Origin of the sequence: Streptomyces sp. NPDC001508 (genome assembly GCF_040298665.1) — a bacterium.
GTDB lineage: Bacteria > Actinomycetota > Actinomycetes > Streptomycetales > Streptomycetaceae > Streptomyces.
Map to the genome: position 1 here is coordinate 19,768 of NZ_JBEPAP010000009.1, position 14,035 is coordinate 33,802.

At 73.2% G+C, this 14,035-nt stretch carries 10 protein-coding genes and 1 pseudogene; 9 read left to right on the forward strand and 2 right to left on the reverse strand.

Features of this window, described 5'->3' with window-relative positions; all coding sequences use genetic code 11:
• The first annotated feature begins 143 nt into the window (after positions 1-143).
• The 5 genes from ABT245_RS11245 to ABT245_RS11265 all read left to right on the forward strand — a co-directional run bounded on the left by ABT245_RS11245 (position 144) and on the right by ABT245_RS11265 (position 8,657).
• On the forward strand, positions 144-1,613 hold the full coding sequence (locus tag ABT245_RS11245) for an APC family permease (protein ID WP_351731713.1): 1,470 nt from the start codon (positions 144-146) through the stop codon (positions 1,611-1,613).
• Complete coding sequence (locus ABT245_RS11250; RefSeq protein ID WP_351731715.1) at positions 1,610-3,043, forward strand: FGGY family carbohydrate kinase; 1,434 nt, start codon at positions 1,610-1,612, stop codon at positions 3,041-3,043. The genes ABT245_RS11245 and ABT245_RS11250 overlap by 4 nt, the downstream gene beginning before the upstream one ends.
• Positions 3,040-4,476: an NAD(P)/FAD-dependent oxidoreductase gene (locus tag ABT245_RS11255; RefSeq protein ID WP_351731718.1), complete on the forward strand. Its 1,437-nt coding sequence runs from the start codon at positions 3,040-3,042 to the stop codon at positions 4,474-4,476. The genes ABT245_RS11250 and ABT245_RS11255 overlap by 4 nt, the downstream gene beginning before the upstream one ends.
• Positions 4,473-5,723, forward strand: a complete 1,251-nt coding sequence (locus ABT245_RS11260) for an NAD(P)/FAD-dependent oxidoreductase (protein WP_351731720.1) — start codon at positions 4,473-4,475, stop codon at positions 5,721-5,723. The genes ABT245_RS11255 and ABT245_RS11260 overlap by 4 nt, the downstream gene beginning before the upstream one ends.
• 429 nt (positions 5,724-6,152) lie before the next feature.
• Positions 6,153-8,657, forward strand: coding sequence for a hypothetical protein (locus ABT245_RS11265; RefSeq protein ID WP_351731722.1), 2,505 nt, complete (start codon positions 6,153-6,155; stop codon positions 8,655-8,657).
• Positions 8,658-8,749: 92 nt separating this feature from the next.
• Here ABT245_RS11265 and ABT245_RS11270 read toward each other — a convergent pair whose 3' ends face one another.
• Complete coding sequence (locus ABT245_RS11270; protein ID WP_351731725.1) at positions 8,750-10,456, reverse strand: hypothetical protein; 1,707 nt, start codon at positions 10,454-10,456, stop codon at positions 8,750-8,752.
• Positions 10,457-11,074: 618 nt separating this feature from the next.
• Between ABT245_RS11270 and ABT245_RS11275 the strand changes: the two genes are divergently transcribed.
• Together ABT245_RS11275 and ABT245_RS11280 are read left to right on the forward strand one after the other, a co-directional pair.
• On the forward strand, positions 11,075-11,335 hold the full coding sequence (locus ABT245_RS11275; protein WP_351731728.1) for a hypothetical protein: 261 nt from the start codon (positions 11,075-11,077) through the stop codon (positions 11,333-11,335).
• Positions 11,332-12,237, forward strand: coding sequence for a hypothetical protein (locus tag ABT245_RS11280; protein ID WP_351731730.1), 906 nt, complete (start codon positions 11,332-11,334; stop codon positions 12,235-12,237). Before ABT245_RS11275 ends, ABT245_RS11280 begins: the two co-directional genes overlap by 4 nt.
• A gap of 16 nt (positions 12,238-12,253) precedes the next feature.
• Here the strand turns inward: ABT245_RS11280 and ABT245_RS11285 are convergent.
• Positions 12,254-12,364, reverse strand: a pseudogene (locus tag ABT245_RS11285) (short-chain dehydrogenase); the annotation flags it as partial.
• A gap of 142 nt (positions 12,365-12,506) precedes the next feature.
• On the opposite strand from ABT245_RS11285, the gene ABT245_RS11290 reads away from it, so the two are divergent.
• Entirely contained in the window at positions 12,507-12,653 is a 147-nt protein-coding gene (locus ABT245_RS11290; RefSeq protein ID WP_351732118.1) for a hypothetical protein, read from the forward strand.
• A gap of 576 nt (positions 12,654-13,229) precedes the next feature.
• A complete protein-coding gene (gene uppS, locus ABT245_RS11295) occupies positions 13,230-14,027 on the forward strand; it encodes a polyprenyl diphosphate synthase (protein WP_351731733.1) in 798 nt (265 codons plus the stop codon).
• The last annotated feature ends 8 nt before the right edge of the window (positions 14,028-14,035 follow it).

Here is a 14,035-nt window from a genome sequence, read left to right on the forward strand (position 1 = left end):
CGGCGTTCGGTTCGCCACGTCCACTGGCTCTCGCAACCACCGCGGGGCACTCTTGAGCAGGGAAACGAGTCATGGCACACACAGACACAGGTCCCACGGGACCGGGAACAGACGGACCAGGCGGCGGTGAGCCCCAGCAGCAGATGGCACGAGAACTCGGCTGGTACGCCTCGTTCTCCGTGGCCTTCGGCTTCGTCTCCATCGCCACCGGCATCTTCACCACCTACGGCTCGGTCCTCGCCAGCTCCGGCCCGCGGGGTATCTGGGCCTGGCCGATCTCCGTGATCGGCCAGCTGTCCATCGCCCTCGTCTTCGGCGCCCTCGCGGCCCGCATCCCGATCAGCGGCTACTCCTACCAGTGGGTGTCCCGCATCGTGGGCCCGGTGTGGGGCTGGATCATGGGCTGGATCTCGTTCGCCTTCCTGGGCGTGGTCCTGGTCGCCGTGGACTACACGATCGCCTCCACCATCCTGCCGGAGCTGTTCCGCTACGTCGGCACCACACAGAACGCCTGGGTCATCACGGCCGCTGTGGTCCTGCTCCAGGGCGTCCTGGTCGCCGCCTCCACGCGCACCACCCACCGGGTCAACAACACCGCCGTGACCGTGCAGCTCATCGGCATGATCGCCCTGACCGTGCTGCTGTTCGCGGTGGGCGGCTTCACCGGCAAGCTGGACTTCGCCCACCTCTTCGACGCCGGGACCGTCCCGGAGAGCGGCTACTACGCGCTGGGCGGCGGCACCCACGCCGGTCCCTTCGCCCTCGCCTTCCTGCTGGGCGCCTTCACCATCGTCGGATTCGAGTCGGCCGCCAACCTCGCCGAGGAGACCAAGGACCCGGCCCGCGTCATCCCCAAGGCGATGGTCCAGGCCGTGATCTCCCTGGGCGTACTGGGCTTCCTGTTCCTCGTCGCGGTCACCGCCGCGGCCGGCCGGGTCGACGGGGTCGGGTCGTCGGCGACCCCGGTGGCCACCGTGATCACCGCCGTACTCGGCTCGGTCGTCGGCAAGATCCTGCTTGTCCTGGTCGTCATCTCGATCTTCTCCTGCGGCCTGGTGATCACCCTCAGCGGCACCCGCCTGGTGTACGCCATGTCACGCGACGAGCGCTTCCCCGGCTGGCAGCTGCTGAAGCGGATCGACCGGCGCACGGCGACCCCGCTGAACGCCTCCCTGTTCATGATGCTGATCGCGCAGATCATCCTCGCGGTCTTCTCCCGCTCCACCGACGCGCTGTTCCAGCTGTTCTCCGCCGGCACCCTGCTGCCCGCCCTCATCTACGCCGGCACCGTCGCCATGTACGCGGCCAAGCGGCGCTCGCTGCCCCCCTCCCAGGGTTTCTCCCTGGGCCGCTGGGAGGTCCCGGTCCTCGTCGTCGCCGCCGTCTGGCTGGTGTACGAGCTGCTGATCTTCCGCGACGCCTCCTTCCGCGCACCCTGGACGTATGTACTGGTCCTGTTCGCGCTCGGCGCCCTCTACTTCGGCGGTCTGCTCGTCCGGCGCGGACGCGACGGCCTGACCATGCCCGACATGGCCGACGTCGACCGCGCACTCGACACCGCCGACACCGAGCCGAATCCCACGCACGCCACAGCCGGAGGAGACGCACGATGACCGTGATCCTCGCCATCGACCAGGGCACCTCCGGTACGAAGGCCATCGTCGTCGACGACACCGACGGCACCGTCGCCATCGCCGAGGAGTCCATCCGCCCCCGCTACCTGGCGGGCGGCGGCGTCGAACAGGATCCCCAGGAACTCCTCGACTCCGTGCTCGACGCCGGCCGCCGCGCGGTGCGGGAGGCCGGCCGGCCGATCGACGCCGTCGCCCTGGCCAACCAGGGCGAGACGGTCCTCGCCTGGGACCCGGCAACCGGAACACCCCTGACCCAGGCGATTGTGTGGCAGGACCGGCGCGCCGAAGGCATCTGCGCCGAACTCTCCGACCACGCCACGGACATCGCCCGCCGCACCGGCCTCGTCCTCGACCCGTACTTCTCCGCACCCAAGATGGCCTGGCTGCGCCGCAACCTCACCCGCGACGGCGTGGTGACGACCACCGACACCTGGCTGGTGCACCAGCTCACCGGGGAGTTCGTCACCGACGCCACCACCGCCAGCCGCTCGCTCCTGCTCGACCTGGACACCGCCACCTGGGACCCCCAGCTCGCCGACCTGTTCGGGCTCGGCGCGGAGCGGCTGCCACGCATCGCCGCCTGCGACGAGATCGTCGGCACCACCCGCGCCTTCGGCCCGCCGGTGCCGGTCGCCGGACTGATCGTCGACCAGCAGGCCGCCCTGGTCGCGGAGGGCTGTCTGGAGCCGGGCACCGCCAAGTGCACCTACGGCACCGGCGCGTTCCTGCTCGCCAACACCGGCCTGGACCCGGTGCGTTCCAGCGCGGGCCTGACCACATCGGTGGCCTGGCAGGCGGCCGGACAGACCCCGTACTGCGTGGACGGACAGGTCTACACCGTCGCCTCCGCGGTGCGCTGGCTGCAGGACCTCGGCCTCGTCGAGTCGGCCACCGACCTGGACTCGCTGGTCGCGGCCGACGCGGAGGGCGTCCTGTGCGTGCCCGCCTTCGCCGGTCTCGCCGCGCCCTGGTGGGCGCCGCAGGCCACCGCGTCCTTCACCGGAATGACCCTGGCCACCCGCCGTGAACACCTCGTCCTCGCCGTGCTCCAGGGCATCGCCGCCCAGGTCGCCGCGCTGGGCACGCTGGTCGCGGACGACCTGGGCCGGCCCCTGACCCGGCTGCGCGCGGACGGCGGACTGACCAACTCGGCCGCCCTGATGCAGGCCCAGGCCGACATCGCCCAGATCCCCGTCGACATCTACCCCTACGCGCACGCCACCCCGCTGGGCGCGGCGGCCCTCGCCCGCTGCGCCCTCGACCCCACACTCACCCTGAAGGAGGCCGTCGGCGACTGGCGGCCGACCACCGTCTACGAACCCCGCTGGTCCGCCGACCAGGCCGAGGAGTTCCGTACCACATGGGCACAGGCCGCGACGGCCTGCGCCGCCAAGGGAGACCACTCATGACCGCCACCCCCCACCGTCCCCACGACGGCGTCTTCGACGTCGCGGTGATCGGCGGAGGAATCGTCGGCGCGGCGATCGCCCGCGAACTGTCCGGCTGCGACGTCTCCGTCGCCCTGCTCGAAGCCCGCGACGACGTGGGCGACGGAACCAGCAAGGCCAACACCGCGATCCTGCACACCGGTTTCGACGCGAAACCCGGCACACTCGAATCCAGGCTGGTGGCCCGCGGCTACCAGCTGCTCAGCGCCTACGCCAAGGCCACTGGCATCCCCGTCGAACACACCGGCGCCGTCCTGGTGGCCTGGAACGACGAGGAACTGGCCGCGCTGCCCGCGCTGAAGGAGAAGGCCGAGGCCAACGGCTACGAGCACTGCCGCATCGTCGACGCCGACGAGGTCTACCGCGCCCTTCCCGACCTCGGCGAGGGCGTGCTCGGCGGACTGACCGTGCCCGATGAATCCATCATCTGCACCTGGACCACCAACCTCGCCCTGGCCACCGACGCCCGGCAGCGCGGCACCACGGTCCTGCTCGACCACGCCGTGACCGGCGTCGACCAGGACGACCGGACGACCGTCCTGCACACCGCGGCCGGCGATGTGCGCACCCGCTGGGTCGTCAACGCCGCCGGACTCGGCGCCGACCACATCGACCGGCTCTTCGGCCACGACCGTTTCACCGTCACGCCCCGCCGCGGCGAGCTGTTCGTCTTCGACAAGCTCACCCGGCCCATGGTCAACAAGATCGTCCTGCCGGTGCCCACCTCCCGCGGCAAGGGCGTCCTGATCTCCCCGACCATCTACGGCAACGTCATGCTCGGCCCCACCGCCGAAGACCTCACCGACCGCACCGACACCAGCACCTCCGAAGACGGCTTCGACTTCCTGCTCAGCAAGGGCGAACGCCTCATGCCACGGCTGCTGGCCGAGGAGGTCACCGCGAGCTACGCCGGTCTGCGCGCCGCGATCGACCACCCCGACTACCTCATCGAGGCCACACCCGAGCAGCGCTACCTCCTCATCGGCGGCATCCGCTCCACCGGCCTGACCGCCGGCATCGCGATCGCCGAACACGCCCGCACCCTGCTCGAAGAGGCCGGGCTGACCCTGCGTACCCGCGGCGACCTGCCCGACCCCCCGCAGATGCCGAACATCGGCGAGGCAGCCCCACGCCCCTACCAGAACGCCGACCTCATCGCCGACGACCCCGCCTACGGCACCATCGTCTGCTTCTGCGAACGGGTCACCGAAGGGGAGATCCGCGACGCCTGCCACGCCACCCTGCCCGCCCGCAACCTGGAGGGACTGCGCCGGCGCACCCGCGCCATGAACGGCCGCTGCCAGGGCTTCTTCTGCGGCGCGGCCGTCGCCGCGCTGTACACCCAGCACCACACCGACGACGGCCGCGCCGACCAGCACAAGGACCCCCGATGACCGAGCCGCACCTGATCACACCCGACGTCCTCGTCATCGGCGGCGGGCCCGCCGGACTGACCGCCGCCACCGCGCTCGCCGACCGGGACGCCGGCCACGTCCTCGTCGTCGACCGGGAACCGGCCGCCGGCGGCATCCCACGGCACAGCGACCACACCGGCTACGGACTGCGCGACCTGCACCGTGTGATGACCGGCCCCGCCTACGCCCGGCATCTCGTCCGGGAGGCCACCCGGGCCGGCGCGGAGATCCGCACCCGCACCATGGTCACCGGCTGGGCCGACGACCACACCGTCGATGTCACCAGCCCCGACGGGCGCTACCGGATCCGCCCGCGGTCCATCGTGCTGGCCACCGGCGCCCGCGAACGCCCGCGCACCGCCCGCCGGGTCCCCGGCGACCGCCCGCACGGCGTCTACACCACCGGCCAGCTGCAGAACCTCGTCCACCTTCACCACCAGCCCGTCGGTGAACGGGCCGTCATCGTCGGTGGCGAACTCGTCAGCTGGTCCGCGGCCGTCACCCTGCGCGAAGCGGGCTGCACCCCCGCCCTGATGATCAGCCAGTACCCGAAGGCCGAGTCCTACGCCGCCTTCAACGCGGCCGGCCGCACCCTGCTGCGGGTCCCCGTCGCCACCCGCAGCCGCGTCACCCGCATCATCGGCAAGGGCCGCTGCCAGGCCGTCGAACTGGAACACCTCGACACCGGCCGGCGGCGCACCGTCGCCTGCGACACCGTTGTCTTCACCGGCGACTGGATCCCCGACCACGAACTCGCCCGCAGCACCGGCATCGACCTCGACGAGGGCACCCTCGGCCCGCTCACCGACACCGCGCTGCGCACCAGCCGCCCCGGCGTGTTCGCCGCCGGCAATGTGCTGCACCCCGTCGACACCGCCGATGTCGCCGCCCTCGACGGCCGGCACGTCGCCGAGCAGGTCATCGGCCATCTGAACGGCCGCCCCCGCCCGGCCGACGGGGTCCGGCTGGTCGCCGACGCCCCGTTCCGCTGGGTCGCGCCGCAGATCCTCAGGCCCGGCGACCCGGCGCCCGCGCGGGACCGACTGCTGCTGTGGACCGACGAGTTCGTCCGCTTCCCGCGGGTGACCGTCCGCCAGGACGGGCGGGTCCTCGCCCGCCGCACCCTCACCTGGCCGGCCGCCCCCGGCCGCGTCTTCCGCGTACCCTCCGGGCTGCTCAACGGCGTCTCACCCGCGGGAGGTCCGGTCCGCATCGGCCTGCGGTAGCGCTCCGCTGGGGCGCCGCGATACGCCATCGGTCGTCCAGGGGCGCGTGGTGGCCGCTCACGCAGTTCCCCGTGCCCCCTTCGGGGTGTTGCTGCGCCGTTGTGGGGTTTGCCCGGTGGGGGCGCGGTGTGCGGTCGGTTGTCCCCGGGCGTGTGGTGGCCGCTCACGTAGTTCCCCGTGCCCCCTTCGGGGCGGTGCTGAGCCGTTGTGGGGCGCGGTTGTGCGGTCGGTCGTCCACGGGCGCGTGTTGGCCCCTCACGCGGCTCCCCGCGCCCCTCCGGGGTGTTGCCGGGGCGGCGTACGCCGCCGGTGGCGGCCGGGCGCGGTGGTCGTGGCGCTTTGTGCGTGCCGGGCTGTCCATCGGTGCAAGATCTCTCTACGGTGGATGCCTGACGGGCCGTTGCGGCGCCGCACGATGAAGGGGGAGCGGTGGAAGCCGAGTTGGCGGCGCTCGCGGCGACGGGGGCGACGACGCTGGTCGGGTTGATGGTGTCGGAGTCGTGGGCGCAGGCGAAGACGCGGCTGGCCCGGCTTCTGGGCCGCCGCGGCGCGACCGAAGCCGCCGAAGAGGAACTGCGGCAGACCGAGCGGGCGCTGGCGACGGCGCGCTCCGCCCACGACGACGAGGCCGAGAGGCGGCTGCGCGGCGACTGGCAGGCCCGTATCCTCGACATCCTGACCAGTGATCCCGACCGCGGCGAGGAACTGCTGCGGCTGCTGGCGGAGCTGGCGCCGCCCGGCACCGTGGTCGGCTCGCTCTTCGCCGGCACCCATCACGGCCCCGCCTTCCAGGGCTCCGCCATCTACGGCGGTGTCACCTTCCATGTGCAGGCGCCCGCCGAGAACGGCCGGCGGACCAAACCCGATCAAGTGCCCGCCGTGACCGCCCGGTTCATCAATCGTTCGACCGAACTCGCCCGCCTCGACGAGGCGTTGGGCGCCATGGGGGACGGACCGCGACAGCCCGTGGCGCTCGGCGTGGTGCACGGCCTGTCCGGCATCGGGAAGTCCGCACTGGCCCGCTGGTGGGCGCACAAGGAACACGCACGCTTCCCCGACGGCCAGCTCTACGTGGACTTCGCACCGCTGAAGGGCGAGGCGGCGGCCTCCGGCGCGCCGGGCGGGGACGTCTCCGAGGCCATGGCCATGGTGCTGCGCGGACTGCATGTCGCCGATGAGTTCATGCCCGCGTCGCTGGCGGAACGGACCAACCTGCTGCGCTCCCGCTCCGCGGGACAACGCCTGCTCGTACTGCTGGACGGAGTCGACCAGCCGGCGCAGGTCCGTCCGTTCATCCCCAAGGGACCCGGCAGCGCGGTGCTGGTCACCAGCCACCGTCGGCTGGGCGAACTCGCCCTGGACGGCGCCCGGATGATCGATGTGCGGCCGCTCGACTCCCACGGCGGGCTGGCACTCCTGGCCGACCTGTGCGGTCAGCACGCCGTCGACGGCGAGCGGGCGGCCGCCGTGCGCCTGGTCCAGCTGTGTTCCGGGCTGCCGATCGCCCTGCGGATCGTCGCCGCCCGCCTGTTGAGCGACGACGGCACGACCATCGCCTCGCTGGCCGCGGAACTGGACGACGAGACCGGCCGGCTCGCCGGGCTGTCCCTGGAGGGGGAGGAGCTTTCCATGTCCGCGGCGCTCGGGCCGTCCTACCGTCTGCTGACACCCGAGGCGGCGCGGCTGTACCGGCTGCTGGGCCTGCTGCCCGCCGGTCCCGTCGACGCCGCCGTCGCCGCGGCCGCCGCCGGCACCGATCTCGCGGACGCCCAGCGGCTGGTGCGGGTGCTCGCCACCGCCCACCTGGTGGAGACCACGCCCGACGGCCGCCACCGGATGCCCGACCTGGTCCGGCTGCACGCCCGAGAGCAGGCCGTACGGCAGGAGACCGCCGCCGAACACACCGCGGTGATACGACGGGTGGCCACCCACTACCTGGCCGTGACCGCGTTCGCCGACCGCGCCGTGAAACGCGACCGGCTGCGCATCGCGGTGCTGTCGCCGCTGCTGGACCAGGCCGTCGACCCGTTCACCGCGCCCGGCGGACCCGACCCCCTGGAGTGGCTGGACGCCGAGCGCACCATGATCCTCGCGGTGCTGCGGGAGGCCGCCCGGCACCAGCTGCACGACCTCGTGTGGCCGTTGGCCGAGGCGTTCACCGTGCTGTTCCTGCATCGCCGCTACCTGGGCGCCTGGAAGGAGTCACTGGAACTCGGCGTCGCCGCGGCCACCGCCGCCGGGGCGTCCGCCACCACCGCGGCGCAGGTCGAACAGGCCGCGGCGGCCGAGGCACGGCTGCGCAGCCTGCTGTCCCGGCCGCTGCTGGACCTCGGGGAGTACGCCGCGGCACACACCGAACTGGAAACCGCCGTCGCCCGTGCCGAGGTGACCGGCAACCTCGTGCTCCGGGCCTCGGTCCAGGAGTTCCTCGGCCGGTATCTGGACGTGGCCGAACCGGACCGGGCGACCGAGGCCTACCAGCGCTCCCTGCACCTCAACATCAGCGCCGGGGAACCCCGCGGCGCCGCCATCGCGGCCTTCTTCCTCGGCTGCGCACAGGACACCCGAGGGGATCACGCCCAGGCCCTGGCGACCCTGCTCAAGGCGCGCGAGGACCTGCTGTCGGGCGGCGAACCCGATCCGCGGATGGCCGCCCGGGTGACGGCCGCCATCGGTACCGTCCACGCCCACCTGGGTGACACCGAAGCGGCCGTCGCCGCCCTGAGCGAGGCGGCCGACGAACTGCGCCGACAGCGGGCCGGCCACTACGAGGCCCAGGCCCTAGGCTGGCTCGCCGACCTCGTCCAGCCGATGGGGCGCACCGCCGAAGTACGCCAGTGGCTCACCCGCGCCCTCGCCATTCACACCGCGAACGGCAGCCCCGAGGCGGAAGACCTGGAGCGGAGGCTGAACGCCCTCGACGCCGAGAGCTGAGGCGACCGAGAACCGAGGATCGCGGACCGAGGGGACCGGGATCGGGCCGACGCGGGCGGCGGGGAAGGCACCGAGGTGTCACCGGCCCGGGTTCATACGGGGCGGACCGGGCGCAGCCGCAGCGCGACATCCTCCTCCCGCCCCCGCTCGCCGACGCGCATCGTCACCACCGTGCCGTCCACGTCCACTCCACCGCGCAGACAGGTGTAGACGACCGCGGCAGGCAGCCCGGCGTCCAGGGGCGGTCCCGTCACCACGGCCTCCACCAGCCGGCCGTCCCGCAGCCCGACCAGGGCACCGCCCCCGCGCACGGGCACGGCGGCCAGCAGACTTCCCGGCAGCCGCGCCAGCGTCTCCCCGATCCATCGCACCGCCTCGACCGCTCGGTCGGCCGGCTGCCGGCGGACCACCACCGAGGCGCTTTCCGCCAGCCGGCCGTCACGCTCGTCGTCCGCACACGCCAGATGTGTGAAACGCGTCGGCGTCTCGGTGGCTTCCGTCCGGGTGCCCACCGCCGCCGGAAAGCGGCGTATCCCGACCAGCGGCTCCCCGTCATCGGCCGCCAGCGCCGTGGTCACCAGCCAGGAGGTGACCTCGGCGCCGGGACGATCGGTCACCGGCACGGACCGCACCGACGGAGCAGCCGACTCCGGTTCGGCGAGCCGCAGCAGGTGGTACAGGACCCTGCGCAGCCGGGCAAGGGCCTGCCCGCGCCCGGCGAAGGCCCGCTCCGTCACCTCGGCGTACCGAAGCGGCGAGTGGGAGCGCACCGCGTCCTCGATCTGGCCGCGCAGATCGCCCGCCGGGTCGAGGCGGGGCGCGCGGGCCGCCAGATCCGCGGCGGCGGTCCCCGCCACCGAGTCCCGGCCGAAGGCGCCGAGCAGCACCGGCAGGCCCGCCGCGGCCCCGTACAGGGTGACCGACCCGTGGTCGCCGATCACCACGTCGGCCGCGGCCAGGGCGGACCGCCACGCATGCACCGGCGGCACCAGCATCAGCCCCGCGGGCATGGCGTCGCCCAGCACGGTGCGCAGCTGCCAGGCGCCGTGCGCGGCCCACACGTTGGGATGCACCACCGCCGCCACGCGGTACTCGTCCCAGGGCAACTTCGCGAGCAGTCGGGCGGGCAGCCGCGGGTGCCCGCCCAGCAGCGAGGTGGGCCCCCAGGTCGAACTGACCAGCACCAGGCGGTGCTGTGCCGAGAGCCCCATGGCCGCCCGGTGCACCGCGCGGCGCGACCGGCTGACGACCAACTCGTCCAGGCACGGATCACCCACGAGCACCGTGTGCCCGGCCGTCTTGGGATGCGCCGCGAGCAACTGCCGCTCCTGGGCCGGATGCGAGACCGCCAGCCAGGCGCGACCCGCCTCCAGCAAAGCGTCGGGCACGACGCCGGACAGCCGCTCCCCGCTGCTGCGGGAATCCGGCACATGTTTCTGGAAGCCCACGCCGTGCGGCAGCACCAGCACCGGGCAGTCGCCCTCCGGCACCTCGATGTTCTCGCTCGCCGTCACAATGAGATCCGGCGAGATCTCCGCCAGCTGCTCCCAGGGCATGACCCGGCACCCGGCCTCGTGGAGCAGCGTGCGAACCCCGGCGTTGAAGGCCGAGGTGGGGTCGTAGGCGAACACCACGGTCACCCGCCCGTCGCCGTTCAGTACGGCGGGCAGCGCCTCCAGGACCCGTACCGTCGACGTGACGGTGCGCGCGGCGACCACCAGCGTCCGCTCGCTGTGGAAGGTGCTCCACCGGGACGCGTCATGTCCCACCGGCACCCGCAGGGGCGCACTACCGAACACCGCGGTCACCCCGGGCGGCCATGCCGGTCGGCGCCGGCGGCCCGTGGCTCGCGGCCCGCTGCGGTGCTGGCTCAGCGCGTCTCAACGTGCGTGGCAATCCTTCCCCTGGCGGCAGGCAGGCGAGCGGAACACGGACAGGTACAGGGACACGGTAACGAATGACCCCGAGGCGCACGATCCAGCGTGGGCCCGGCGGCCCGGAAGCGCCCGAGCCCGCGCACCGGTGCGCCCCGGGTGGACGCCGAGCACGGCGCACCGGCCAACCGGGCTGTCTCCCCGGGAAGTTGAGCCTGCCCGCGGTGTCGGCTCCGGGAGCGACGCATCAGGACGACGACACTCCTTGACGAATTTCCTGCACCGATATGGACTGTTTCATCCCTTCACCTGGGGGTGGCGAGGGGTGGCGGTTGCGGCGGGTCCGTCAGGAGTGCATATGCGGGCGACGTACGCCCGGCAGACTTCCGTCACGGACGGGCCGCAGCGGCGCCGTCGCAAGCCGTTCCGCCCGAGGCGCGTTCCCCGCGAGCCGCGAGAGCCGTCCGAGGCGGGATCTGTCTGTGCACCAGCGACCCTCGTAGGGAGGCAGCGCGCGCACGCCCGACGTGCGCCGACAGCACGATGTCCACATCCTTCATCCACGATCTCAGCGCTCAGTACATGGCATCGGTGATGTTCGCGCTCACGATGCTCGCGGCCGGCGCCGCCCGGGCGGCATGGCGGCGCGGCGGCCCCGGCCGGCGCCGGGCGCGGACGGCCACGCCGACCGCCTCGGATGCCGCGCCCGGACAGCCTCCCGACGCGGGGCGTGACACGCATGCGACGGCGCCGCCCCAGGACCCCGGAACGTCGTCCGGCGGACGACGCAAGGTGTCGTCATGAAGACGACAGAGTGTCCAGAAGGCCCGAGGGACGACCGCGCAGCGCGCAACCGGGCACGGGCCTGGGCCCTGCTCACCGAGAAGACGCCGGGCGCCCGCCGCCTGCCGCGCCCCGACGGAGACTCGCCGGGCCGGCTGATGGACATCGCACGGAACTACGACCGGGTCTGCCAACGGGCCGAGGGGGAACTGCAGCCCGATGCCACGGAAGCGGAGATCCTGGCCGCCCTGCTAGGCATCCGCATGCTCCGCGAGAAGCTCGACCACGACGAGCTGAAACTCACCACGCTGGCGCGCACCAAGCGGATCACCTGGGCGCGCATCGCGGAATGGCAGGAGCTGAGCGGCCGTCAGGCGGCCGAGCGGCGCCACCTTCAACTGGGCCGTTCCTACACCCGTCCGGACGGCACGGTGCCGTCCACACAGAGCGAGCGGGTGGAGTACGCCCGTGGTCTGCGCAGCCGCCGCGCCGAACGCCAGTGGGCCCTGGACCACGCCGCCAGGATCCGCCGCGTGGCCGCCCAACTGGCCGCCATCGAGGACCTGCAGCAACGGGTGGACGGCTCGCACGAGGCCCGCATCATGCACGCCATCCGTCATGGCGAGGAGGCACCGGACAGGGCGCCGCGCAGGGAACCCCTGGTGTGGCCCAAGGCGCTGCGCGAGTGTGTCACCGAGGACGAGCGCTTCCGCAACACCCCGCCGCCGCTGGTCGACGACGGCCTCCACGACGCCCGCTGGCAGCGTCAGCAGCAGGAGGCGGACATCGTGCACCGGCTCCTCGGGCTGATCGGCTACGCCGCCAACCCGAGGAACATCGAACTGACCGACCTGCCGGACCTGGCCGACGCGATCTTCGACCTGTGCAACGACTCCCAGCAGGCGGCGAAGACCCGCCGCTGAGTCCGCGCCTCGCGGCTCAGTCGATCCTGCCGTCGCGGTCGACGAAGCGTCCCGAGGCGGCGCCGGATCCCTCCGTCGCGAGACGGACGATCGCGTCGGTGCCCTCCGTCACGGTCTGCGGACCGGTCGCTTCCCGCGGGACGCGCGCCTGGCCGCGCTGATCCGGGAGCTGACGCGGGCAACCGGACCTTCGCCCGGCTGTGGGCGAGCGGCACGGTGGCCGCGCACCGCGAGGACCGCAAGACGGTCGAGCACCCGCGGTCGGTCCCGTGGACGTGGACTGCGACGTGCTGACCGACGGTGACTCCGAGTTCAAGATCGTGATACTGACGGCGGCGCCCGGCAGCGCCGGCGGAGACAGATTCCGCCACGCCCTCACCGCCGCCGCCGACCGCACGCACACACCCGCCCGCTGACGACACTTGCCGGGCCCGGCAGCCCACCGTCATACGGCCGCACCGGCCGTGCCGCGCCCCCGGGGCCGGCGGGCGGCGGCCCGCCGGTGACGAAAGCGCCGTACGAAGCCGGCCGGGGGCCTGCGGCCGGTGCGGCTGCTGCGAAGGCGAAGCCCCTTCGCGGCAGCCGGGCGGGGCTGACGCCGAGTGCGCTCAGCCACCGCGCCGTGGCCGACCGGCCGACCGGTGCCACTCGGCCTGGGCGGAGTGGGGACGAAGGCGGCTACCAGCAGTCCAGCGGCCGATGACACTCGCGTACGGGCCGGCCGGCCGACCGGTCGCCGACGGCCTCGACCGCGGTCGCAAGCCGGGGCGTTCGGCATCCGCTGACCGGGCCGGCAGGCCGTCGCGGGGCCCGTGGCATCCGGCGGGGGGAGCGCCGGATCGGACGGGAGTTCCCCGGGTGAATCCGTACCGCGTGCGGCCCGTCGAGGAGCCCGGTGCTGACACTCTGCTGCGGAAGGCGGGCGGCTCGCGGGACGGGATGCCGCGCACCACGCGGGGAGAACGGCGGCACGGGCGGGCTGGGGGGTCGACATGACGGTTCGGCAGGCCACGGGCGGGTCCGCCCCCTCACCCGAGCCCGCACCGCACCGCGCGGACGGCGACGGCCGACGGGCGACGCCCCGGCATGTCGCCTGCGTGATGGACGGGAACGGCCGCTGGGCGGCGCGGCGTTCCCTGCCGCGTACGGCAGGCCACCGCGCCGCCGAGACCACGGTGATCGACGTCATCGAGGCGGCGCGGTCGGCCGGCGTCGAATGGCTGAGCCTGTACGCGTTCTCCACCGAGAACTGGCGTCGGCCGAGCGCGGAAGTCGACTTCCTCATGCGGACGGTGCGTCGCGTGGTGCGCAAACACGCCGTGCTGCTGCACGCGCGCGGGATCCGCTGCCGGTTCCTCGGCGTCGCGGACCCCCGCATCCCCGCCGCACTGACCCGGGACTTCGCCGACCTGACGACACTGACCGGCAAGAACCGGCGCATGACGCTGACCGTCGCGTTCGACCACGGCGGGCGCAGGGACATCGTCGAAGCCGCACGGTCGCTGATCCGCAGCGGAGTGCCGGCCGACGCCGTGACCGAGCAGCACTTCGCCGCCCATCTGCCCTTCCCCGACACACCCGACGTGGACCTCGTCATCCGGACCTCGGGGGAACAGCGCATCTCCAATTTCATGCTCTGGCAGGTCGCCTACGCCGAGTGGGTCTTCCCGCCGGTGCTCTGGCCCGACTTCCGCGCGCCGCACTTCCTGGAGTGCCTGCACACCTATCAGCAACGCGATCGCCGCTTCGGCGGTGTGATGCCGACTTCGAACGGAGAGCCCCGATCGTGACCGACACC

Bases quoted from the DNA above. Each gene is read 5' to 3' on its own strand.
- ABT245_RS11280 (WP_351731730.1), top strand. From the start codon at position 11,332: ATGAAGACGACAGAGTGTCCAGAAGGCCCGAGGGACGACCGCGCAGCG.
- ABT245_RS11275 (WP_351731728.1), top strand. From the start codon at position 11,075: ATGTCCACATCCTTCATCCACGATCTCAGCGCTCAGTACATGGCATCG.
- ABT245_RS11250 (WP_351731715.1), top strand. From the start codon at position 1,610: ATGACCGTGATCCTCGCCATCGACCAGGGCACCTCCGGTACGAAGGCC.
- ABT245_RS11260 (WP_351731720.1), top strand. From the start codon at position 4,473: ATGACCGAGCCGCACCTGATCACACCCGACGTCCTCGTCATCGGCGGC.
- uppS (WP_351731733.1), top strand. From the start codon at position 13,230: ATGACGGTTCGGCAGGCCACGGGCGGGTCCGCCCCCTCACCCGAGCCC.
- ABT245_RS11245 (WP_351731713.1), top strand. From the start codon at position 144: ATGGCACGAGAACTCGGCTGGTACGCCTCGTTCTCCGTGGCCTTCGGC.
- ABT245_RS11255 (WP_351731718.1), top strand. From the start codon at position 3,040: ATGACCGCCACCCCCCACCGTCCCCACGACGGCGTCTTCGACGTCGCG.